This is a genomic window from Polyangium jinanense (assembly GCF_028435365.1).
This window is the reverse complement of record NZ_JAGTJJ010000011.1, coordinates 113246-133991: the sequence shown is the minus strand read 5'-3', so window position 1 is coordinate 133991 and position 20746 is coordinate 113246. Positions and strand designations below refer to the sequence as shown.

Here is a 20746-nt window from a genome sequence, read left to right as displayed (position 1 = left end):
TCCTCGTGGCTACTTGCGGAAGCGGGAGGGGTAGTCGTTGGCGGCGACCTTCTTCTTGAGCTCGCCGTCGTCCGGGTGCAGGCGGGAGGCCCGGGCGATGAGATCGTTCTCGGTCTCCACGCGCTGCGGGTCGGGCAAGCAGCACTCCACCGGACAAACCGCCTGGCAAGCCTCGTGGTCGTAGAAGCCCACGCACTCGGTGCAGAGCTCGGGGTCGATCACGTAGATCTCGTCGCCCTCGCTGATCGCCTCGTTGGGGCACTCCGGCTCGCAAGCTCCGCAGTTGATGCAATCTTCGGTGATGTAGGTGGCCATGGGGTTGCTTCGTCCTCCGGGGGTGCGGTCCGGAATTTCCCGGTATCTAAAGGGCGGCGCCCCGGCTGTCAATTCGAGCGTTCCGCACGTTTGATGAGGCCCGGGCTTTGCGCCGCGCGCCCTCCAGGACATGGGCGGGCAGGGAGCGGCGTCCCCATCCTGCAGTGCCCCGGGCCATCCGTCCAGAGCAACGCCGCAAACGTGATCCCACGCGCCACGGTCGACTCCGATCGGCCGTCGGATCCCGGCCTCTCCGCGCCGTCCGCGGCGCCCGGTTGCACGCCGGCCCGAGGCCCGTTAGTACGCTTGCCCTGCGATGCCCCGACCCCGCGTGATCACGCTCTTCCTCGCCGCCCTCGTCGTTGCGCTCGTCGGCTGTACGCCGAAGATCGGGGAGGACTGCACGACCTCGACCGACTGCTCGCAACTGGGCGACCGCCTCTGCGACACCACGCAGCCGGGCGGCTACTGCACGATTTTCGGGTGCGATCCCGACAAATGCCCGGAGGACGACGGGGTCTGCGTCGCCTTCTCGGCCGAGCTCGATCCGGCCTGTGGCCCCGCCGACGACGCGAGCTGGGGTCGCTTCGGTCGAACGTTCTGCATGGCCGGCTGCGAAGACAACGACGATTGCCGCAACGGCTACGAGTGCGCCCGTCCATCGGAGCACGCCGCGCGGATCATCGACTTCGAGCCGATCGCGGAGCGCATCTGCGTGGTGAAGATCGCGCCGCCGGCGGTCTCGACCGAGGTGCCGCAGATCTGTCTGCCCTCGGAGACGCCCGCGCCGCCTGCGCCCTGGGTTCCGACGGGCGCCGGAGGTGCAGGCGGAGCCGGAGGTGCAGGCGGAGCAGGAGGAGCCGGCGGCGCAGGTGGTGCGGGAGGCGCAGGAGGAGCCGGCGGTGCAGGCGGTGCGGGTGGCGCTGGAGGCGCAGGAGGAGCCGGCGGCGCTGGAGGCGCGGGCGGCGGTCCCTGAGGTCTTTCCGGGCCATCCGCGGGAAGTGATCCGGCACCCGCCGTGCTAGCCTCGCCGCGCATGTTCCGGGCGCCTGCGCTTCCCCGCACCCTCGACGCCGCCCTCCGCGACGTGGGCTCGTCCAAAGCCTCCGTGCGCGAGGACGCCGTGCGTGACCTCGTCCGCCACGCCGAGGAAGCTCGCAGCCAGGTCGTGCGCGCTCTCGAACGCGCACTCTCCGACGAAGCCGCGCCCGTCCGCTCGGCCGCCGCGCTCGGGCTCGCCGACGTGGGCGCAAACGAAGCGCTGCCCGCCCTGCTCGTCGCCATCGAGGACGACGACGTCCACGTGCGGCAGATGGCCCTCACCGCGCTCGGCGAGATCGGCGACAGCCGCGCAGCCCAGAGGCTCGCCCGCGCGCTCGAAGATTCTCGCGCGGAAGTGCGCTTCCAGGCGGTCATCGCGTACGCCCGCGTCTGCAAGGATCGCGCGTCCGTCGTGGAGGCGCTCGCCGCCCGCACGCGCGACGCCGACCCGCTCGTCTGCCACATCGCGCTCCGCATGGCCGAGGAGATCGGCGGCGAGGAGGGCGAGCACGTGGTCGATCCCATCCTCGCGGCGAGGGCGCGCGCGCTCGTGGATCACGATTCTCCCACGGTGCGCGTCGCCGCGGCCGTGGTGCTCGGCCGCGCCGGGGATCCGGCGGGAGCGAAGGTGCTCGTGTCGGTCGTGAATGGAGCGATCAAGACGGAGGACGCCGAGGACGAGGCTGCCGCGATCGAGATCGCGGGATCACTCGGGCTTTCGGAGGCGCGCGTGGGGCTCGAGAGGCGGGCGTTCGGCGGCGCGCTCGGCTTCGGTCGCGACCGTTTTTCCTGGCACGCGCGCGTCGCGCTGGCGACCATGGGCCACGCGCGCGCCACGCGCGAGATCGTCAGCGAGCTCGGCTCGTGGGATCGTAACAAGCGCACGCTCGCGGTCGCCGCCGTCGGTCGCGCGCGCATTCGATCGGCCCGCACGATCATCGCGGCGATGGAAGGGGATCCCTCGCGGGCCGACCCGCACGCCGTGAACGAGGCGCTCGTCGCGCTCGCGGAGGACGAACCGGCATGAACGAACCGAAAGATCCGAACGCCGTCCGCTTCGATCCCGCGACCGTCCGCGATCACGTCGAGAGCTACTTCCTCAAAGCGAACGACCCCGCGGGCGACCGCGCGCTCTGGATCAAGGCCACGATCTTCGCCTCCGCGCGCGAGCCCGGCCGTACCCTCGCCGAGGGCTGGGCGATCGCCTTCGATCGCCGCGGCGGGCAGAGCAAGCACGTCGCGGTCAAGCACGTGCTCCCCTATGCCGACGCGATCTTTGGCAAGGAAGGCCTCGACGTCGCCTGGAGCCTTCCCGCGACCGGCGGCTCCTCCGAGGAGCGCATGCGCATCCGGCCCGGCGAGACCCATGGCCGCATCGCGCGGCGTGAGCATTCGATTCGCTGGGACCTTCGTTTCGAGGGCGAGGCAAGCCCGTTCGTCCCGTTCCCGCACGCCTCGATGTACCGCGGCAAATTTCCCAAATCGAAGACCCTCACCCCGTACCCCGACCTCGTGTTCTCCGGTGAGGTCGAGGTCGACGGCGAGCGCTGGGATCTCTCCAACTGGCGCGGCATGCAGGGGCACAACTGGGGCCGCGGGCACGCGGATCTTTATGCCTGGTGCCACGTCAACACTTGGGAGAGCGAAGCCGATCTCGTCGTGGAAGCTCTCTCCGGCCGCGTCCGCGTGGGCCCCGTGCTCACGCCGCTCGTCACGCTCGTTTGCGCGCGTTTCCGCGGCGTGACCTACACCTGGAACGCGGTGCTCGAAATCGCGCGCGCGCATGGCGACGTCGGCTTGCGCCGCTACAGCTTCTCCGCCGAGGGCCGCGCCGCGCGCATCGAGGGCTCGTTCGAGGCGGACACGGACGACATGGTCGGCCTCTACTACCCGAACCCAGACGGCCCCATGACGTACTGTTTGAACAGCAAGCTCTCGCGCGCGCACGTGCGCTTCGAGGCGTCGGGCAGGCCGCCCGTCGTCGTGAAGAGCCGCGCCGCTGCGCTCGAGATCGGCACGCGCGACGCCGACCACGGCGTGAGGATGCACGTATGAACGACACCTTCACCGAGGCCGATCTGGCCCCCGATCCGCAGGAAAAGCGGGACCGTATCCTCGCCGTCGTCGATCGCGTCGCGGCCCTCGTCGCCGTCCTCGCGGGCGGCGTGTACATCGGCGGCATGGTCGCGCTCGGCGCCAACGCCGCGCCCATCGTCTTCAGCATGCTCCCGCGGCCGATCGCGGGTGACGTGATGGGCACGATCTTCGCGCGCTTCGACACGATCGCCCTCGGCGCGGCCCTCGCGGCGCTCGCCGCCGAGGTCACGCGCACCCTCGCCACGCGCCGCCGCGGCCGCACGATCCTCTCGCGCCTGCGCCGCTCGTGCACGCTCTTCATGGCCGTCTCCGCGGCCTACGTCGCCCTCTCGCTCTCGCCTCGCATCAGCGAGCTGCACCGGCAGGGTGTGCAGCGCGACGACACGCCGCAGGGCCAGCTTCTCGAAGCCGTGCACAAGCGCGCGGAGCTCTTCGGCAAGATCGGCATGGGCATGGCGCTTGGTCTCGTCGCGCTCACCATCTTCACCATCCAGCCGCGAAGGCCGGACGACGAGGAAGACGACGAAGAGGCGGTCGCGCCCTTGCCGCCAGGCCCGCGCGACGACTGACGCACCGCTCCGGACGGGCCGAGCGGCTGGCCCTCGTGCGTCTCAGCAGGTATGCTTCGGGCTTCCGGAAGGCGAGGTTTGCTGCCCGTCACGCGGGTGGCCTGGTCTTTCTTTTCGTTCGCGTGGAGGCGGCCGATGAAATTGAAGAGCGCATGGTGGGTCCTCGCGACCCTTGGGTTGAGCCTCGGGCTCGCGATGAACAGCACGGGCTGTGGAGACAACACCGGCAACGGCGGTAACGGCGGCACCGGTGGCGAGGGCGGCGCCGGCGGCGGCACCGGTGGCACCGGCGCTGTGGGCGGCGGCGGCACGGGTGGCACGGTGGATCCGGGCGATTGGCTCGCCCTGCCTTGCACGACCGACGCCGAGTGTGCTCCCGGGACCTGCATCGTGGCGGACAAGGACGACACGGTCTTCCAGGGCGGCCCGCAGGGCGGCTACTGCAGCAAGACCTGCAAGACGAGCGGCGATTGTCCGGGCGTCGGCAGCATTTGCTACAAGGGCGCGGACAACAGCGCATCCGAGGGACGGTGCCTCGCGTCGTGCGAGATCAACAATCCCACGGGCATGTACATCAACGACCCGCTCGATGAGTTCAAGTGCCACGGGCGCGAGGACGTCGCGTGCATCCGGCTCACGGCCGGCGACGTCTGCCTCCCGACTTGCGCGAACGACGAGGCGTGCGGTTCGGGTCGCGTCTGCGACCTCGGCAGTGGGATCTGCGTGAGCGCCGCCCCGCAGGGCAAGGATCTCGGGGCGCTTTGTGATCCCAAGGCGGCCGCGGACGAGTGCGGCAACGGCTTGTGCATCGGCGGCCTTTCGGACGGCAAGGGCTTCTGCTCCGGCCTCTGCACGCAGGACGGGGACATCGGCTACGGCGATTGCGGCGGTCTCGCGAAGGGCCTTTGCGTCTTCTCGCCGGTCATCATGGGCTGCACCCCGTCGGCGGACCAGGACTGCACGGGCCCCGGCGACATCGGCTTCTGCACGAATAGCTGCACGAAGCACGAAGACTGCATCGCCCCGGATAACTGGTGCTGGGGCATCATCCAGGGCAACCCGGCCAACGTCGGCTACTGCTTGCCGATGCCGAAGTGCGACCAGGGCCAGGCGGCCTGCGGCAATGCGGCGAACGGCCTGACCTGCACCGACACCGTGCACGGCAAGTACTGCGTCGACCAAACGTACCCGCTCGGCGCGCTTTCGCCCGATGGCGGCATGGGTGGTGCCGGTGGCGCTGGCGGTGCCGGTGGCGCTGGCGGTGCCGGTGGCGCCGGTGGTGCTGGCGGCGCCGGTGGTGCTGGCGGTGCCGGCGCTGCGGGCGGCGCGGGCGGCGCGGGCGGCATGCCCTGAGCCTTCGCGAACGCTGACGCATCTCGAAGAGGCCGCGGCGGGCTCGCTGCGGCCTCTTCCTTTTCGGAGCCTCGAGGCGGCTCATGGTATCGTCGCCGCATGTCGCCGATCCGCTTGGCTTCTGTGGTCCTCGTCTCGCTTTCGGCTGGGCTCCTCGTCGGTTGTCCGGGCACCGATGGCGAAAACACTCCGAGCGGCTCCGCGGGCACGGGAGGCACGGGCGGCATCGGTGGTACGGGCGGCGAGGGCGGCGCGGGCGGCATGACGACGTCCTCGTCGGGCACGGGCGGCACGCCCATGTGCACCGATTACACCGACGTCGAGCAGACAGACTGCAACCTGCTCGCGCAGGACTGCAAAGGCCCCAACGAGTCCTGCCGGTCGAATGGCCTCGGCACGGGCACGGTCTGCGAGGGGGGCGCGGGCATCAAGGGGGTGGGCGCGCCCTGCACCTTGGCCAACGGCGAGTGCGCGGTCGGCCTCACGTGCGTCTTTGGTTATTGCTCGCCCATCTGCTGCAGAAGCCAGCCCGCGTCCTTCTGCGGCAGCGCCCAGTGCAACGTCTACAACCGCTACGGCGAGAAGCGGGTCTGGCTCTGCAACTTCGCCAAATCCTGCACGCTCTTCGACGGCAAGGAGTGCACGGACGGCTACCCCTGCCGTCTGACCGTGCTCGAGGACGAGCTCTCGCTCTGCGTCCCCATGTCGGCCACGCCCGCCCCCGAGGGCGGGGCGTGCAAAGACCTCAACGACTGCGCCGCAAACCAGCGCTGCTTCAACAGCATCTGCCGGTACAGCTGCCTGAACACGGGGTGGCAGAACCTGGAGCCGGAGGCGGGCGGTTGCCCCGCGGGCCAGACGTGCACTCCCGAGACGGCGACCTACGGCGTCTGCGTCCCCTGAGCGAGCGCTTCACCCTCTACAGCCGGGCGGATTCGCGCTAGGTTCGCCCGCATGCACGAACACGACGTTGAGGCGCACGGGCAAGCGCACGAGGCGCCCGCGACGCCGGCTCCTCGCGCCGCCGACGCCCCGGATCTGGGGCTCCTCCGCGTGCTCCGCGACGACGGCAGCGCCGATCCCGCGACCGATCCCGGCCTGTCCCCGCACGTGCTCCTCCGCGCCTACCGCGAGATGAAGCGCGTGCGCCTCATCGACACGCGCATGATGCTCCTGCAGCGCCAGGGCCGCATCCACTTCGCTGGCGAGTGCCGCGGCCAGGAGGCGACGCCGATCGCGACGGGCCTCGTGCTCGAGCGCGACGACTGGGTGTTCCCGGCCCTGCGCGAGAGCGCGATCATGCTCGTGCGAGGCTTCCCGCTGAAGAGCTACATCGCGCAGTACTTCGGCAACGCGGGCGACGTCCTCAAGGGCCGGCAGATGCCCTCGCACATGAGCGGCCGCGCCGTGAACCAGGTCGCGTGGTCGAGCTGTATGGCCACGCAGCTCCCGCACGCCGTCGGCGCCGCCTGGGCTGCGAAGATGCGCAAAGATCGCAGTGTCGTCGTCGGCTTCGTCGGCGACGGCGGCACGAGCGAGCCCGACTTCCACAACGCCCTGAACTTCGCGGGCGTCTTCAAGGTCCCCTGCGTCCTGGTTTGTCAAAACAACCACTGGGCGATCAGCGTCCCCGCGGCCAAGCAGACGGCGTCGCCCACGTTCGCGGTGAAGGGCCGCGCGTACGGCGTCCCCTCGGTGCGCGTCGACGGCAACGACGTCCTCGCGGTCCACCGTGTCGTCGGCGACGCCGTGGCGCGGGCGCGGAGCGGCGGCGGGCCCACGTTCATCGAGGCCGTGACCTACCGCATGGGCGCGCACTCTTCGAGCGACGATCCCACGCGGTATCGCTCGCAGGAGGAGGTCGACACGTGGGCGCAGCGCGACCCGATCGTGCGTCTGCGCCGGCACCTCGTCCATCGCGGCCTGCTCGACGAGGCGGAGGAGGGCGCGCTCGAGGACGGGCTCATGGCCGAGATCGGCGCGGCGATCCAGGAGGTCGAGGCGCTCGGCCCGCCGGCGCGCGAGACGCTTTTCGACGACGTCTACGCGGAGCTACCGTGGCACCTCGCGGAGCAACGCGCCGAGGTCCTCGGGAACCGGCCTTATGGGGGCTCGCAGGGCGGCGGCGGGCACTGATTCGCCCCTGGTCGACCGCTTTTTCCGCCCCCACCTTTCCCTCGACATGGTAATCCGCGCCCAAAAGGGGCTGTCGGCCCGCGTTCCACCTTGGAGAATCGGATGAAGACCTACGACGCGATCGTCATCGGCAGCGGCCCCGGCGGCTACGTCTGCGCGATTCGGCTCGGCCAGCTGAAGCAGAAGACGCTGTGCATCGAGAAGGAAGAGGTGGGCGGCGTGTGCCTCAACTGGGGCTGCATCCCGTCGAAGGCGCTCATCAACGCGGCGCACACCTACGAGAAGGCGCACTCGTCGATGGCGACGATGGGCATCAAGCTCGGCTCCATCGAGCACGACCCGAACGCGATGCAGGACTGGAAGGAAGGCATCGTCAAGCGCCTCACGGGCGGCGTGCGAGGTCTCCTCAAGTCGAACGGCGCCGACCTCATGGCGGGCACGGCGACGATCGTCTCGCCGAACCGCGTCGAGGTGAAGAAGGCGGACGGCTCGGTCGAGACGATCGAGGCGACGAAGGGCATCGTCCTGGCGACGGGCTCGTCGACCATCGAGATCCCGAGCTTCAAGTTCGACGGCAAGCAGATCATCGGCGCGAAGGAAGCGGTCAGCCTGCGCGAGGTCCCGAAGCGTCTGCTCGTCATCGGCGGCGGCGTGATCGGGCTCGAGCTCGGCATGGTCTACCAGGCCTTCGGTGCCGAGCTCGTGGTCGTCGAGGCGCTGCCCACGCTGCTCACGGGCGTCGACCAGGACTGCGTGAAGGTCGTCGAGCGCCGCATCCAGAAGCGCGGCGGCAAGATCTTCAAGAACGCCAAGGCCATGGGCTACGAGAAGCAGGCCGACGGCTCGGTCGCCGTGAAGCTCGACGTCGAGGGCAAGCCCGAGACGGTCGTCACGGACGTGGTCCTCGTCGCGGTCGGCATGCGCCCGAACTCGCGCGGCATCGGCCTCGAGAACGTGGGCGTGAACATCGACAAGCGCGGGTTCGTGCCTGCGGACGAGTTCGGCCGGACGAACGTCCCGACGATCTACTCGATCGGTGACGTCTCGGGCCCGCCCATGCTCGCGCACAAGGCCTCGAAGGAAGGCGAGATCATCGCGGAGGTCATCGCGGGCCACAAGGCGGCGAAGGACTGGGCGTGCATCCCGGGCGCGATCTTCACGGATCCGGAGATCGCGACGGCGGGCCTGACGGCCGAGGAGGCGCAGGCGAAGGGCATCGAGGTCGCGGTCGGCAAGTTCCCGTTCGCGGCGCTCGGCAAGGCGATGGCGATGATGGAGACCGACGGCTTCGTGAAGATCGTGACCGACAAGAAGACGAAGCAGGTGCTCGGCGTGCACATCGTCGGCCCCGAGGCGAGCACGATGATCAGCGAAGGCGCGCTCGCGCTCGAGATGGCCGCGTTCGCCGAGGACATCGCGCTGACGATCCACCCGCACCCGACGCTCGGCGAGGCGTTCATGGAAGCCGCGGCGCACGCGATGGGCGCGGCGGTTCACATCGTGAATCGCTGAGCGAGCCTTGGTCGGGGTTTTTCCTGACCGAACGCACGTCGCGCTCGTGGTACGATCATAGCCATGAAGCGCATGGCCCCTCAGGTTACGGAGAGCGGGCCGTTCAAGGCCGAGCAGGTCCGCGCGGGAGATCCCTACGAGCTCTCGCGCGGACACATCATCGAGCGCCTCCCTGCCGGCGGTCGGGGTGGACGGGCCAAACTCGTTGGTGCGGCCGTGCTCAACAGCGACCCTGCTGTCCGATCTGCGAGCGTGGACACCGGCTTCTCGCCCGACCCGGGTACGATGCGCGCCCTCGACATCGCAGTCGGCGACATTCCGGACGCGCCCGGCTGGTTGAAGAGCGCGCCTCTGCTCGCTGTCGAGTACGTGGACACGGGTCACGACGAAGACGAGCTTCAGATGAAGGTCGCCGAGCTGCTCGAAGCCGGCACGAAGATCATCTGGGTCGTACGGCTATTCAGTCCACGCAGGGTGGAGGTCTACGAACCCGGCGCGCGCGCACGCACCTTGCTGCCGGGCGAGATGCTCTCCGCGTCAAACATCCTGGCGAATCCGATCCCGGTCGAGGCGCTCTACGACCGCAATGTCGCCCACCGCGTGACGCTCAAGAACCTCCTCCAGCGAAAGGCGCGCGAAGAAGGCGAGCTCCACACGCTCCGCGCCTCCGTGCGGGAAGTCTTCTCCGCGCGTGGCCTCCGGCTCAGCCCCGACCACGAAGCGCAGATCGATCAGTGCAGCGACCCCGCCGTCCTCCGCCGCTGGCACCGCGCCGCCGTCACCGCGCCCGACGCGAGCGCGGCCCTTTCCTGATCCTCACTCCGCCCCCTTCCGCTCGAAGCACTCCTCCGGCACGCGCTGCTTCTTCCGCGTGACGCGCGTCGCCTCCACGAACGCCGCCGTCACCGGATCGTGGTACCCACTCGCCCCGCGCAGATCCGGCACGATCGCCTGGTAGTGCCGCACGATCCTCCCCATCAGGATCTCGCGCATCCACTTGCCCACCATCGACGAAAGCGCGACCAAAAGATCCGTCGCGTCCCCATCCCGCACGAACGCGATCTCGCCGACCCCCGGGAACATGTACGCGCTCCGCGCCCGCGTCTCCTCCAGCACCATGTGCATCCGCCCGCCGAGCGGCCCGAACGCGCTGCCGTACTTCCCGAACCCGCCCACCTTCCCGCAGACCGCTTGCACGTCCTGCCCTGCGTCCTTCCGCATCGACAGGATCAGCCGCTCCATCGCGTGCAGATCCATCTGAAACCGATTCTTCCCCGCCGCGAGCCCCTCGTTCAGCCGCTTCGCGCAGAGCACCTCGCTCCGCACCGCCACGATCGTCACGCCCTTCTTCTCCAGCCGATCGAGATCCCCGTGGATCGTCCGAACCAGCTCCGCGGGCGCCGTGAACGCCTCCCCCTCCGCGCCCCAGCACTGCGCCTCCACGTGGGGCGGACACGCCGCGCGCAGCTCCGCTCGATCCTCGCTCGCGATCGCGTGCGCGAGCTCGTCTGGCGTCCGTGCCGCCGCTGCGCGCCCTCCGCCTCGCTCCACCAGCGCGCGTGCCCACGCCTCCGCGAGACCCACGTCCCCGTAGGCCACCATCGCCTTCGAGTCCCCGAGCCGCTCGGCCAGGCCTCCGCGTGGCTTTCGCCCCACGAGCGCCGCGCCCTCCTCGGTCACGCGCGCCATCACCGCCGTCACCAGCATCGGCCCGAGCCGAGGTCCCAGGCCGTTTTCATCCGCGCCGATGCGGAAGCCCGCCGTCGCCTTCTCCATCGCGTCGAGCTTGTGCCATGAACGGACGCCCGCGTCATCGCGGTCACGACGCGCTCGATCGCCCCTTTCCGACGCGATTGGCGTATCCTACGGGAACCCTGATGAGCACGGGCGGGCGAGCGGGCCGGTTCCTGGGTGCCTTCGTGGTGGCCTCCACGGTGGGTTTGTCGGCTTGCGCGCCGCCGGCGCTCACCCGCGACGGCAAGGTCGTCTTCGCGCCTTCCGGCGGCCGCAGCGGCGCCTCTGTCATCACCGCGAACGGCGTCGAGTTCATGGACGTCACGGACATCCCCAAGCCCGTCGTTCGCCGCAGCCCGAACGACCCTTGGACCCCGCCCACCGGCTTCCTCGTCCCCAAGGACGGCATCTGGCGCAAGACCTCGAGCCCCGTCGCGCTCTCGGGCCGTGGCCTCGCCGTCGTCGTTCGATCGAGCGACGCCCTCATCCCGAGCTGGGGCGGCGAGGTCCTCCTCCGCATCGACGCCATCGCCCCGGCCGACGCGTTCCCCGCCGCCAAACCCTCCGTCCGCGAGCCGCGCCGCCTTGCCATCGTGCTCGACGGTCGCAACCCGAACACCGCGCCCCTCGCTCGCATCGCCCTCGACGACCTCGGCGATCGCGACCGCGTCGCCATCATCGACGCCTCGGGCCCGCGTGTCGTCGTCCCTGCCTTGCCGGGCTCGCATCGCACCTTGCTCGACGGCGCGATCACGCGTGTCCTCGAACGACCGCGCGGCGGCGCTGCCGTCGCGAGCACGCGCGACCTCGCGGGCGCCCTCGCCCTCGCGCGAGGGTTCGTCGGGGTGAAGGTCGCCGACGGCGGGGCGCTCCCTTCCGCGGGACAGGTCCTCGTCCTCAGTGACGGCATCGGCATCGCGCAGGCCGGCCTCCGGCTCGCGAACGAGGTCGCCTCCCTGCGCCGCGACAGCGTGCAGATCTCCGCTGTCGGCACGCCCGATCGCCTCGACGTCGCGCACCTCGCGCCCCTCGGCGACGATGTCTTCGCTGGCGGATCCTTCGCCGATCGCGAGGACGCCGTCGCTCGGATCGTCCCTCCGCCTGGGGACGTCGTCCTCGAAGACGTCGAGCTCACGGTGCACTCCGTCCCTGCGCCCGTCCGCGTGCTCGAGGTCTCGGGCGGCCTCGCCGCGCTTTCGCTGGACCACGACCGCCTCCTCCTCGGCGACCTCTACGCGGGCGAAGCGCGCACCGAGATTGCCCGCATCGCCATGCCCGTGTGGGTACCGGGCGAACCCTGCGAGATCACCGTCTCGGCGCGGTATCGCGACGCCGCCACCGGCACCTGGCACACGGCCACGCGCACCATCGACGCCCGGTACGACGACAACGTCGAGCGCATCGCCAGCGCTCGGCACGGCGACGTCATCGCGTATGCCTCCGCGCTTGCCATGGTCCGGCGCCTCGGCCGCATCTTCCAGGGCAGCCGCTTCGACGACCTCGGCGGCCTCCGCCCCGTCGTCACGCTCCAGGCCGACTCGCTCGCCGCGCTCTCCCGCACGAACCACGACCCCGCGCTCAGCACGCAGGCCGAGGTACTCCGCACGCTCCTCGGCGCGATCGAGGATTGACCGCATTCACCTCGACGTAATGGTATTCAGCGACAAACGTCGCCTGGACCATCCGCGACCGTGTAACACCTCCTGCCCGACGGGCACCCGTCGTTCGGCGCGCCGCGCCGGCAGCGGATGACGCACTCGTGGAACATCGGCCCGCGCGGCCCGGCGATCCCGTAATACGACGCGCACGTCTCGCCGGCTCCGCACGTCCTTCCCCCGCACGACCCGTTCGTCGGCGCGGCCGCGTCCGGCGTGCTCGTCGCGCTGACCGTCGGCATCGGGGTGCTTCCCGTGGTGTTGTCCGGGACCGGCACCACCACGGTCGTCGTCGGGGTCGGAGCGATCGGCGGGACGGCCGTCGTCGAACCGCCTGGCGCCGTCTCCGTCGGCGCGCTGCCCGTCGCCTCTGGAGAACCGGGTGGCTGCGCGCCGCCATTGCAGGCCGAGAGAAGCAGGACCGCCGCGATCGAACCGAGGAGACGCATACCCCGCGAGCTTAGCAGAGCCACCCTATCTCTGCCCATCACGCGCCGTGACAGCGCCCACGCGGTGCCGTTACCATCCGCCGCGTGCAACGTCTTCGCCTTCTCCTCGCCCTCACCACTTCCCTCCCTCTCCTCGCGTGTGGCCCCACCGATGAACCGGCCGCCCTCCCGGACGCACCGCGCTGCGAAATCGCGCTCCCTGCGCCTCCGGATCACCGCCTCGTGGCCTCTGGCACCACGCTTCGCGACGCCCTCGGCCGCATCGTCTTCCTCCGCGGCGTCAACGCCGGTGGCCGCAGCAAGTTCGCGCCCTTCGTCCCCTTCGATTTCGCGTCCGAGGCTGACTTCCAGGACGCGCTCGATCGATACCTCGATCGTGCCGCTTCCTGGGGTGTCTCCGCGCTCCGCGTCCCGTTCGTCTGGGCCGCCGTCGAGCCTTCGCAGGGCATGGACGACGAAACCTTCCTCGCTCGATACGACGCCCTCCTCGACGGAGCCTGGAAGCGCCGCATCTGGACGATCGTCGACTTCCACCAGGACATCTATTCCGACGTCTATTGCGGCGACGGTTTTCCTGCCTGGACCCTCCCATTCCCGACGCCCGAGCCGCACCACGATTGCCACAACTGGTTCGTCCGCTACTCCCAGGACGAGGACGTCCGCGCCGCCTTCGACAAATTCTGGTCCGACGAACACGGCGCTCGCACCGCGTTCCGCGCCCTCTGGGAGCGCATCGCGGCCCGCCACGCCAATCGCCCCGGCGTCCTCGGCTACGAGCCCATCAACGAACCGCACCAGGGAACGGCCGACCTGAAGACGTGGGAGCAAACCGTCCTCACGCCCTTCTACACCGAAATGGCGGCCCTCATCCACGCGAAGGATCCCACGGCGCTCGTCTTCTTCGACGCCACCGGCACCGACGGGATCGGCGCGTTCACGTACCTCGACAAACCCGAGGGCGAGGGCCTCGTCTTCGCGCCCCACTGGTACGACTCCCTCGCTCTTTTCGGCGGCACCCCGGCTCCTTCGAATGCGTCCACGTACCTCTCGAGGTGGGCGGACAAGGGCCGCGAATGGAACATACCCGTCCTCATCGGCGAATCGGGCGTCCCGCGGGACCTCGAGACCGCCGGCGAGTACGTCACGGCCGTCTACGACGCCATGGACGACAATGCTCTCCATTTCACCTACTGGGAGTACAGCGATTCGAAGGAGACCTGGAACTTCGAGGACCTCTCCCTCATCGATTACGAGGGCCAGGAAGCGACGGCGATCACCTCCGCCGTCGCCCGCCCCTACGCACGCGCCGTCGCCGGCGAAGCTCCCGCATTCCGTTACGACGCCGCCGCCCGCAGATTCGCCCTCACCTACGATGCGCCCGCCGAAAACGGCGTCACCGAGATCGTCGTCCCGGAGCGAAATTACCCGACTGGATATCGCGTCGAGCTCTCGAACGGCTGCGTCGACGCCACGCACCCGGGCCTCTTGCTCGTCCGCCCCACCGCGGGCCAGGAGCGCGTCGAAATCTCGGTCGTCCCTCGCTGAAAACAAAACCCCCTCTCCCGCGGGCGGGAGAGGGGGCTTGGGGGTGAGGGTCTTTCAGGTGGGAGAGACTGAGGCCGTTCTACTTCTTCGGCAACGCCTCACTGATCCCATACACCTGCTCCACACCTGCCGGCACCTGCAGGCTCGACCCCTTGAAGTCATCGCCCACCGGCTCGACCGGCCCGCCCAGGCATTGCGCCAGGAACGTCTCCGCCACGGCATTGAAGCTCATCCGGTTCTCCGGCCGCGCGAACCCGTGCCCCTCGTCCGGGTACAGCACGTACGTCACCGGGATGTTCTTCGCCTGCATCGCCTTCACGATCTGATCACTCTCGGCCTGCTTCACGCGCGGATCGTTCGCGCCCTGCCCGATGAGCAGCGGCTTCTTGATCTTGTCCACGTGCGACAGCGGGCTCCGATCCTCCAAAAGCTTCGACCCCTCGGGCGTCCCGGGATCACCCATTCGCTTGTGGAACGTCGCCACCATCGGCGCCCAGTACGGCGGAATCGTCGCGAGCAGCGTCTTCAGGTTCGACGGCCCCACGATATCGACGCCGCACGCGAACTGATCCGGCGTGAACGTCAGCCCCACGAGCGTCGCGTACCCGCCGTAGCTCCCGCCCATGATCGCCACCTTCGCGCCGTCCGCGACCTTCGTGTCCACGGCCCATTTCACCGCGTCGATCAGGTCGTCGTGCATCTTGCCGGCCCACTCGTTGTTCCCCGCGTTCAGGAACTTCTTCCCGAACCCGGTCGAGCCGCGGTAGTTCACCGAAAGCACCGCATACCCGCGGTTCGCCAGCCACTGGTGCGTCGAGTTCAGCCCCCAGCTATCGCGCGCCCACGGCCCGCCGTGCACCAGGAGCACCATCGGAAGCGGCTTGTCCGGACGACCATCGACCTCCGGATCCGACGCCTTCGGCAGCGTCAAATAGCTGACCAGATCGAGCCCATCGCGCGACTTGATCACCACCGGGTGCATCTTCGCGAGCGGCTTGCCTTCGAGCGCCTTCAGATTCGTGAACAGGAATTCCGTCTTCTTCTTGTCGCGATCGTACCGGTAATACTTCACCGGCCCGTCCGAGGGCACGAGCGCCACGAGCCAGCGCTTGTCGTCGAGAGACCGGCTCCGGATAATCACGTCACCCTCGCCCAGCTTCGAGAGCAGCTCCAGGTCCGGCTGGATCGACTTGTCGATCGTCTGCCACGTCGGCTTGTCGAACACCGCCGCCGCCGCCTGCACCTTGCCGGTCTTCGGGTGACCGATGAAGCGCTGCACGTCGGCCTTCGCGTCCTCGACGAGCAGCTTCGCCTTCTTCGTCGCGAAATCGAGCTCGAAGAGCGCCGCCGTGTTCCGGCCGCGGCTGTCGAGCATGTAGAGCGTCTTGCCGGCCGCGTCGAAGCCCACGGGGTTCGTCGTCTCGGCGTCCTCGAAGGGCACCGTCATGTACGGCTCGGGCTCCTTGCCCTTCTCCTTCGGCTTCGCCGTCGGGTCGATGAACACGTCGCCGCCGTCGGGACCCTTTCGCATCGCGAGACGGACCTTGAAATCGTCGTCCGTCACGAAGCCCGCGTAGTTGCCCTCGTTCTTGAAGACGAGCTTCCTCTCGCCGGTCTTGATGTCGATCCGGTAGAGGTCGTGCACCTTCTTGTCGCGGTCGTTGATCCCGACCAGCACCTCGCCGGGGATCTTCTGCGACGTACCCTCGAGCCGCGCCGCGATCCCGTCGATCGGCGTGAGATCCTTCGTCTCGCCCTTCTTCAGATCGACCGCGTAGAGGTGCCAGTTCTCGTCGCCGCCCTTGTCCTGCACGTAGAGCGCGTGGTCGTTCGTGTAGGCCCAGAAGTATTGGCGGATCGCGCGCACCTTCTCGGACGTCACGGGCTTGGCCTTCGACGGATCCTCCGCGGGGCCGACCCACACGTTCATCACCCCGTCCATGGGCGCGAGGAACGAGATCTGCTTGCCGTCGTGGCTGAGCATCGGGCTCGAGCGGTCGGGGTTGCCGAAGAGCACGTCGCGCGCGATGAGCGACGAATCGACCCGCGGCGCGGCCGGGCCCTTCACGGCGGCGGCGGCGGGCGGCGGCGTCGCGTCGGCCGTGCGCGCGGGCGGCGGGGGCGGCGGCGTCACGGGCGGCGGAAATTCCGTCGTCTCGGCGCAAGCTGCGACGCCGACGAGCAGCGACAGGACGAATGACAGGCCGATCTTCTTCGCGAGTGCCATCGGGCAAACCTCCCTCATGCGTACCCGGAGGTGGACGCTCCCCACCGGTGCGTGTGACGGACGCCTTCATACTCCAAGAGTCGGCCGGGCGTCCCGAGCGTCGTGCGAAAAAAGTGTAGTCCGCACATGTTGTATATTTCACCGTCCGGCGCTTTTGCGACCCTCTTCCGAACCTCGCCCCTTGCGGGTGGGTGTCCCTGGCTTAGGGGAACCGCGTCCGGACATGGCCATGACGAACCCTGACACGCTCCTCCCCGACAGCCGCGTCCCCTCGGACCGCGTGCGCCTGGCGAACGACCGGGAACTCCGGCCGGACGGGGCCTTCGTCCTCTACTGGATGACGGCGTCGCGGCGCACCCATTTCAACTTCGGCCTCGAACGTGCCGCCGAATGGGCGCGCGCCCTCGGCCGGCCCCTCGTCGTCCTCGAAGCTCTCCGCGCCGGTTATCTCTACGCGAGTGATCGCCTTCACGCCTTCGTCCTCCGCGGCATGGCCGACAATGCCCGCCGCCTCGCGGAGGCCCGCGTCACGCATCACGCCTACGTCGAACCGCGCCCCGGGGCGGGCAAGGGCCTCGTCGCTGCGCTCGCCGGCCGCGCGTGTGTCGTCGTCACCGACGATGACCCCACATTTTTCCTCCCGCGCATGATCGCCGCGGCCGCGAAACAAGTTCCCGTCCGCTTCGAGCAGGTCGACTCCAATGGCCTCCTCCCGATCCACGCGCCCGAACGCGTCTTCACCACGGCGTTCTCGTTCCGCGGGTATCTCCAGAAAAACCTCCTCCCGCACCTCCGCCGAAGGCCACTCGCCGATCCCCTCGCCGCGGGTTTGCCGGTTCCTCCGAAAAACCTCCTCGCGCCGGATCTCCTCTCGCGCTGGCCCGCCGCCTCGCCCGATCTCCTCGCCGCCTCACCCGCGGCGCTCGCCGCGCTCCCGATCGACCACACGGTCCCCATCGTCACCCGCATTCCGGGTGGCCCCGAGGCCGCCCGCGCCGCGCTCGCGCGTTTCCTGCAATCGAACCTCATCCGCTACGAGACCGAGCGAAACGACCCCGACGCCCGCGCCACGAGCGGCCTCTCGCCTTATCTGCATTTCGGTCACATCTCCACGCACGAAATCTTCGCCGAGCTCGAGCGCCTCGAACACTGGTCCGAAAAGAAAACCAAACCCGCGGGCGGCAAGCGCGAGGGCTTCTGGGGCATGAGCGCGCCCGTCGAGTCCTTCCTCGACGAGCTCGTCACCTGGCGCGAGATCGGCCTGAACCTCTGCGCCCTTCGGCCCGACGACGCGCAAAGCTTCGATTCCCTCCCGGACTGGGCCCTGAAAACCCTCGCCGATCACGAATCCGATCCTCGCCCGGCCCTCTACACCCTCGCCGAGCTCGAGGGCGCACGCACGGCCGATCCCCTCTGGAACGCGGCGCAACGCGAGCTCCTCCGCGACGGCCGCATCCACAACTACCTCCGCATGCTCTGGGGCAAACGTGTCCTCGAATGGTCTCGCTCCCCGCGCGAGGCCCTTTCCGTCCTGATCCATCTCAACGACAAATACGCGCTCGACGGCCGCGACCCGAACTCGTACTCGGGCATCCTCTGGACGTTCGGCCGCTACGACCGCCCCTGGGCCCCCGAAAGGCCTGTTTACGGCACGGTCCGCTACATGAGCTCGGCGAACACGCTGAAGAAGATCGACCTCGAGCGTTACCTCGTCGAGTTCGGCAGCCCGAGCGATGCCGCTCGTCGAGACAAACGCTACACAAAATGAAAAGAGGACCGGGGGGAAGTTCCTTTATCCGCCCCGGCCCTCGGGCATTCATGTTTCGATGCGCCGCACCGCGACGCACGAAGATTTACTTCTTCTCGCCTCCGCCCTCGCCCTCGGACTGCTTGCCTTCCTCGATCAGCTCCTTCACGCGCTGACCGCCCTTGTGTCCGATCTCGGAGTAGAACTCGGGGCCGTACTTGTCGCGAACGGTCTCGCCGCCCTTCTGCCCGCCCTTGTGTCCGATCTCGGAGTAGAACTCGGGGCCGTACTTCTCGCGCACGGTCTCGCCGCCCTTGCGCCCGATCTCGGCGTAACCTTCGGAGCCGAGCTCTTCCTTGCGGGCCTCACCGCCCAGCCGTCCGGCCTCCTCGACGGTCATCTGACCCTTACCGGATTGCTCTTTTTTCTCCGCCATGGTCGTCTCCTCTTCTTTTGGCAACGCGCGGCGAGCCCGCGCTCGTCGCTACTGGCTCAGCGTTTCTGGCCTTGGCCGCCGCCGCCCTCGCCCTCGCTCTGTTTGCCTTCCTCGATGAGCTCGCGGACGCGCTGGCCGCCCTTGTGGCCTATTTCGGAGTAGAACTCGGGTCCGTACTTGTCCCGCGTGTGTTCGCCGCCGATGTGCCCGCCCTTCCGGCCGGCCTCTTCGACGGTCATCTGACCTTTGCCTGGTTCGTCTTTGCGCTGCTCTGCCATGTAGTTCCCTCCCAGCTCCCGCCGAACATTCTCCGGCAGACCGGGACGTCAATGGGGGGACCCCGGGAGGAGGGCTCCTCCCGCGCTCCGGGCCCGCCATCGCCGTGCGACGGATCGAGATCGAAGCCGCCGCTGAAACCGTCTCGACGCTCGCGCGTAGGACGCTAGAACATCGATCGGTTTGCAACCGCTCGATGTTCTAGCTCTTTTGTCCCGAGGGGGACGCCTCGCGTCCCCCTCTCGTCCGGGCAAAGCCCGGACGATTCACCCCCCGAGGGAAGCTCGCTTCGCGATCTTCCGAGCATCGAACCGGTCGATGCTCTAGGATGAGTGCGCTCGATCGAGGAGGCTCCCGTGTCCAAGCCCAAGGATGAGTTCCCCGAGCTCGAAAACGTCATCCGCCGCCGCGCCTTCCTGCGCGCCGCCGCGGCCGGCACCACCTTCCTCGCGCTCGGCGGCGGCACCTACGTCCTCGCCGCCGACAGCGATCCGCGCGGCAAGCAGCTCCGCCCCGACGGCCGCCCGCGCCTGCCGCCCGGCCAGCGCATCCTCGACGCGCTCAAGCCCATGGGCGGCGAGCCGGGCGACCCGAGCCCCTCAGCCTTCAAGCTGCGCGTCCATGGCGACGTCGACAATCCCTTCGAGCTCGATTTCGCGGGCCTCCTCGCCCTGCCGCAAACCGAGCAGACGTGCGACGTCCACTGCGTCACGGGCTGGAGCGTGCTCGGCGCGCGTTTCACCGGCGTCAAGGTCGCCGAGCTCGCGAAGATGGCGAAGGTGCGCGACACCGTGCGCCACGTGATCTTCGAGGCGGCGAACGGATACACGGCCAACGTCCGGCTCGCCGAGGCGACCGCGCCGAACGTGCTCATCGCGCACAAGCACGAGGGAAATCCGCTCACGCGCCCGCATGGCCCGCCTGCGCGCGCGCTCGTGCCCGACCTTTATTTCTGGAAGAGCGCGAAATGGGTGACGGGCGTCCGGTTCGTCCGGACCGACCGGCCCGGCTACTGGGAGACGCGCGGCTACCACAACCACGCCGACCCGTGGGCCGAGGAGCGACATGGCTGAGGGCGCGCCCGAGCCCCGGCGGCGTTTGTCCCTGCGAGGCCTCTTGCGCACGGTCCACCGGGACGCGGGAAACCTCGCGGTCGGGCTCACTCTCGTGTATGCCGCGTCCGGCCTCGCGGTGAACCACATCGCGGACTGGGACCCGAATTTCAAGAGCTACCAATCCACGCACGAGCTCGGCGGCCCTCTCGAAGGCGAAGACCAGGCCGTCGCCGAGCGGGTCCTTCAAACGCTCCACATCCCGGCCAAACCGAGCGACGTCTACCGCGCCGCGCCGAACCAGCTCGAAATCACGCTCGACCGGCGCACGCTCCATGTGGACACGCAGACCGGCAAGGTGCTCGACGAGGGCGAACAGCCGCGGTTTTTCCTGCGGCTCGCGAACTGGCTGCACCTGAACCGCGGCAAGAAGGCGTGGACCTTCGTGGCCGACGGCTACGCGGTCCTGCTCCTTTTGCTCGCGTTCTCGGGGATGTTCATGCTGCCCGGCCGGAAGGGTTTGATCGGCCGGGGCGGCATCTTCGTGCTCGTCGGCGCGGCGGTGCCGATCGCCTACGTGGTGCTCTCGGGCGGCCCCTGAT

20 protein-coding genes are annotated in these 20746 nt (G+C 69.1%); 14 read left to right on the top strand and 6 right to left on the bottom strand.

The features are described from left to right. Positions 1-9: 9 nt before the first annotated feature. Complete coding sequence (locus KEG57_RS21385; protein ID WP_272423925.1) at positions 10-315, bottom strand: YfhL family 4Fe-4S dicluster ferredoxin; 306 nt, start codon at positions 313-315, stop codon at positions 10-12. A gap of 316 nt (positions 316-631) precedes the next feature. On the opposite strand from KEG57_RS21385, the gene KEG57_RS21380 reads away from it, so the two are divergent. The 9 genes from KEG57_RS21380 (at position 632) to KEG57_RS21340 (ending at position 9836) form a co-directional block, all read left to right on the top strand. Continuing rightward, positions 632-1291: a hypothetical protein gene (locus KEG57_RS21380; protein ID WP_272423927.1), complete on the top strand. Its 660-nt coding sequence runs from the start codon at positions 632-634 to the stop codon at positions 1289-1291. A gap of 60 nt (positions 1292-1351) precedes the next feature. After that, positions 1352-2383 carry a HEAT repeat domain-containing protein gene (locus KEG57_RS21375; RefSeq protein ID WP_272423928.1) on the top strand — a complete coding sequence of 344 codons (1032 nt, stop codon included), beginning with the start codon at positions 1352-1354 and terminating at the stop codon, positions 2381-2383. Next, positions 2380-3411 (top strand): tocopherol cyclase family protein, encoded by a 1032-nt coding sequence (locus KEG57_RS21370; protein WP_272423930.1) that lies wholly within the window; start codon positions 2380-2382, stop codon positions 3409-3411. The genes KEG57_RS21375 and KEG57_RS21370 overlap by 4 nt, the downstream gene beginning before the upstream one ends. Then, positions 3408-4022 carry a DUF4149 domain-containing protein gene (locus KEG57_RS21365; RefSeq protein ID WP_272423932.1) on the top strand — a complete coding sequence of 205 codons (615 nt, stop codon included), beginning with the start codon at positions 3408-3410 and terminating at the stop codon, positions 4020-4022. Before KEG57_RS21370 ends, KEG57_RS21365 begins: the two co-directional genes overlap by 4 nt. A gap of 135 nt (positions 4023-4157) precedes the next feature. Then, positions 4158-5375, top strand: a complete 1218-nt coding sequence (locus tag KEG57_RS21360; protein ID WP_272423933.1) for a hypothetical protein — start codon at positions 4158-4160, stop codon at positions 5373-5375. A gap of 99 nt (positions 5376-5474) precedes the next feature. Further along, positions 5475-6278 (top strand): hypothetical protein, encoded by an 804-nt coding sequence (locus tag KEG57_RS21355; protein WP_272423934.1) that lies wholly within the window; start codon positions 5475-5477, stop codon positions 6276-6278. 51 nt (positions 6279-6329) lie between these two features. Then, positions 6330-7511: a thiamine pyrophosphate-dependent dehydrogenase E1 component subunit alpha gene (locus KEG57_RS21350; RefSeq protein WP_272423935.1), complete on the top strand. Its 1182-nt coding sequence runs from the start codon at positions 6330-6332 to the stop codon at positions 7509-7511. 102 nt (positions 7512-7613) lie between these two features. Then, a complete protein-coding gene (gene lpdA / locus KEG57_RS21345; RefSeq protein WP_272423937.1) occupies positions 7614-9023 on the top strand; it encodes a dihydrolipoyl dehydrogenase in 1410 nt (469 codons plus the stop codon). 63 nt (positions 9024-9086) lie between these two features. After that, positions 9087-9836, top strand: coding sequence for a Uma2 family endonuclease (locus KEG57_RS21340; RefSeq protein ID WP_272458735.1), 750 nt, complete (start codon positions 9087-9089; stop codon positions 9834-9836). 3 nt (positions 9837-9839) lie between these two features. On the opposite strand, the gene KEG57_RS21335 is transcribed toward KEG57_RS21340, so the two are convergent. Further along, positions 9840-10799, bottom strand: coding sequence for a hypothetical protein (locus tag KEG57_RS21335; RefSeq protein ID WP_272423942.1), 960 nt, complete (start codon positions 10797-10799; stop codon positions 9840-9842). A gap of 101 nt (positions 10800-10900) precedes the next feature. On the opposite strand from KEG57_RS21335, the gene KEG57_RS21330 reads away from it, so the two are divergent. Next, positions 10901-12388: a vWA domain-containing protein gene (locus KEG57_RS21330; protein WP_272423943.1), complete on the top strand. Its 1488-nt coding sequence runs from the start codon at positions 10901-10903 to the stop codon at positions 12386-12388. A 26-nt stretch (positions 12389-12414) separates the two neighbouring features. Here KEG57_RS21330 and KEG57_RS21325 read toward each other — a convergent pair whose 3' ends face one another. Continuing rightward, the gene (locus KEG57_RS21325) at positions 12415-12861 is read right to left on the bottom strand and encodes a hypothetical protein (protein ID WP_272423944.1); all 447 of its coding nucleotides are present in this window, start codon (positions 12859-12861) and stop codon (positions 12415-12417) included. An 84-nt stretch (positions 12862-12945) separates the two neighbouring features. On the opposite strand from KEG57_RS21325, the gene KEG57_RS21320 reads away from it, so the two are divergent. After that, positions 12946-14406, top strand: coding sequence for a cellulase family glycosylhydrolase (locus KEG57_RS21320; protein ID WP_272423946.1), 1461 nt, complete (start codon positions 12946-12948; stop codon positions 14404-14406). A gap of 79 nt (positions 14407-14485) precedes the next feature. Here KEG57_RS21320 and KEG57_RS21315 read toward each other — a convergent pair whose 3' ends face one another. Then, positions 14486-16633 (bottom strand): S9 family peptidase, encoded by a 2148-nt coding sequence (locus tag KEG57_RS21315; protein WP_272423947.1) that lies wholly within the window; start codon positions 16631-16633, stop codon positions 14486-14488. Between the two features lie 229 nt (positions 16634-16862). Here KEG57_RS21315 and KEG57_RS21310 point away from each other — a divergent pair, with 229 nt between their 5' ends. Beyond that, positions 16863-18401 (top strand): cryptochrome/DNA photolyase family protein, encoded by a 1539-nt coding sequence (locus KEG57_RS21310; protein ID WP_272423949.1) that lies wholly within the window; start codon positions 16863-16865, stop codon positions 18399-18401. A gap of 85 nt (positions 18402-18486) precedes the next feature. On the opposite strand, the gene KEG57_RS21305 is transcribed toward KEG57_RS21310, so the two are convergent. Next, positions 18487-18816, bottom strand: coding sequence for a KGG domain-containing protein (locus KEG57_RS21305; protein ID WP_211365420.1), 330 nt, complete (start codon positions 18814-18816; stop codon positions 18487-18489). Between the two features lie 56 nt (positions 18817-18872). Then, positions 18873-19094: a KGG domain-containing protein gene (locus KEG57_RS21300; RefSeq protein WP_272423951.1), complete on the bottom strand. Its 222-nt coding sequence runs from the start codon at positions 19092-19094 to the stop codon at positions 18873-18875. A gap of 354 nt (positions 19095-19448) precedes the next feature. On the opposite strand from KEG57_RS21300, the gene KEG57_RS21295 reads away from it, so the two are divergent. Next, positions 19449-20165 (top strand): molybdopterin-dependent oxidoreductase, encoded by a 717-nt coding sequence (locus KEG57_RS21295; protein ID WP_272421293.1) that lies wholly within the window; start codon positions 19449-19451, stop codon positions 20163-20165. Continuing rightward, positions 20158-20745 (top strand): PepSY-associated TM helix domain-containing protein, encoded by a 588-nt coding sequence (locus KEG57_RS21290; protein WP_272421294.1) that lies wholly within the window; start codon positions 20158-20160, stop codon positions 20743-20745. The genes KEG57_RS21295 and KEG57_RS21290 overlap by 8 nt, the downstream gene beginning before the upstream one ends. The last annotated feature ends 1 nt before the right edge of the window (position 20746 follow it).

Excerpts from the sequence above, each read along its gene's own strand:
- KEG57_RS21385 (WP_272423925.1), bottom strand. The coding sequence starts at position 315 with ATGGCCACCTACATCACCGAAGATTGCATCAACTGCGGAGCTTGCGAG.
- KEG57_RS21380 (WP_272423927.1), top strand. The coding sequence starts at position 632 with ATGCCCCGACCCCGCGTGATCACGCTCTTCCTCGCCGCCCTCGTCGTT.
- KEG57_RS21375 (WP_272423928.1), top strand. The coding sequence starts at position 1,352 with ATGTTCCGGGCGCCTGCGCTTCCCCGCACCCTCGACGCCGCCCTCCGC.
- KEG57_RS21370 (WP_272423930.1), top strand. The coding sequence starts at position 2,380 with ATGAACGAACCGAAAGATCCGAACGCCGTCCGCTTCGATCCCGCGACC.
- KEG57_RS21365 (WP_272423932.1), top strand. The coding sequence starts at position 3,408 with ATGAACGACACCTTCACCGAGGCCGATCTGGCCCCCGATCCGCAGGAA.
- KEG57_RS21360 (WP_272423933.1), top strand. The coding sequence starts at position 4,158 with ATGAAATTGAAGAGCGCATGGTGGGTCCTCGCGACCCTTGGGTTGAGC.
- KEG57_RS21355 (WP_272423934.1), top strand. The coding sequence starts at position 5,475 with ATGTCGCCGATCCGCTTGGCTTCTGTGGTCCTCGTCTCGCTTTCGGCT.
- KEG57_RS21350 (WP_272423935.1), top strand. The coding sequence starts at position 6,330 with ATGCACGAACACGACGTTGAGGCGCACGGGCAAGCGCACGAGGCGCCC.
- lpdA (WP_272423937.1), top strand. The coding sequence starts at position 7,614 with ATGAAGACCTACGACGCGATCGTCATCGGCAGCGGCCCCGGCGGCTAC.
- KEG57_RS21340 (WP_272458735.1), top strand. The coding sequence starts at position 9,087 with ATGAAGCGCATGGCCCCTCAGGTTACGGAGAGCGGGCCGTTCAAGGCC.
- KEG57_RS21335 (WP_272423942.1), bottom strand. The coding sequence starts at position 10,799 with ATGGAGAAGGCGACGGCGGGCTTCCGCATCGGCGCGGATGAAAACGGC.
- KEG57_RS21330 (WP_272423943.1), top strand. The coding sequence starts at position 10,901 with ATGAGCACGGGCGGGCGAGCGGGCCGGTTCCTGGGTGCCTTCGTGGTG.
- KEG57_RS21325 (WP_272423944.1), bottom strand. The coding sequence starts at position 12,861 with ATGCGTCTCCTCGGTTCGATCGCGGCGGTCCTGCTTCTCTCGGCCTGC.
- KEG57_RS21315 (WP_272423947.1), bottom strand. The coding sequence starts at position 16,633 with ATGGCACTCGCGAAGAAGATCGGCCTGTCATTCGTCCTGTCGCTGCTC.
- KEG57_RS21310 (WP_272423949.1), top strand. The coding sequence starts at position 16,863 with ATGACGAACCCTGACACGCTCCTCCCCGACAGCCGCGTCCCCTCGGAC.
- KEG57_RS21305 (WP_211365420.1), bottom strand. The coding sequence starts at position 18,816 with ATGGCGGAGAAAAAAGAGCAATCCGGTAAGGGTCAGATGACCGTCGAG.
- KEG57_RS21300 (WP_272423951.1), bottom strand. The coding sequence starts at position 19,094 with ATGGCAGAGCAGCGCAAAGACGAACCAGGCAAAGGTCAGATGACCGTC.
- KEG57_RS21290 (WP_272421294.1), top strand. The coding sequence starts at position 20,158 with ATGGCTGAGGGCGCGCCCGAGCCCCGGCGGCGTTTGTCCCTGCGAGGC.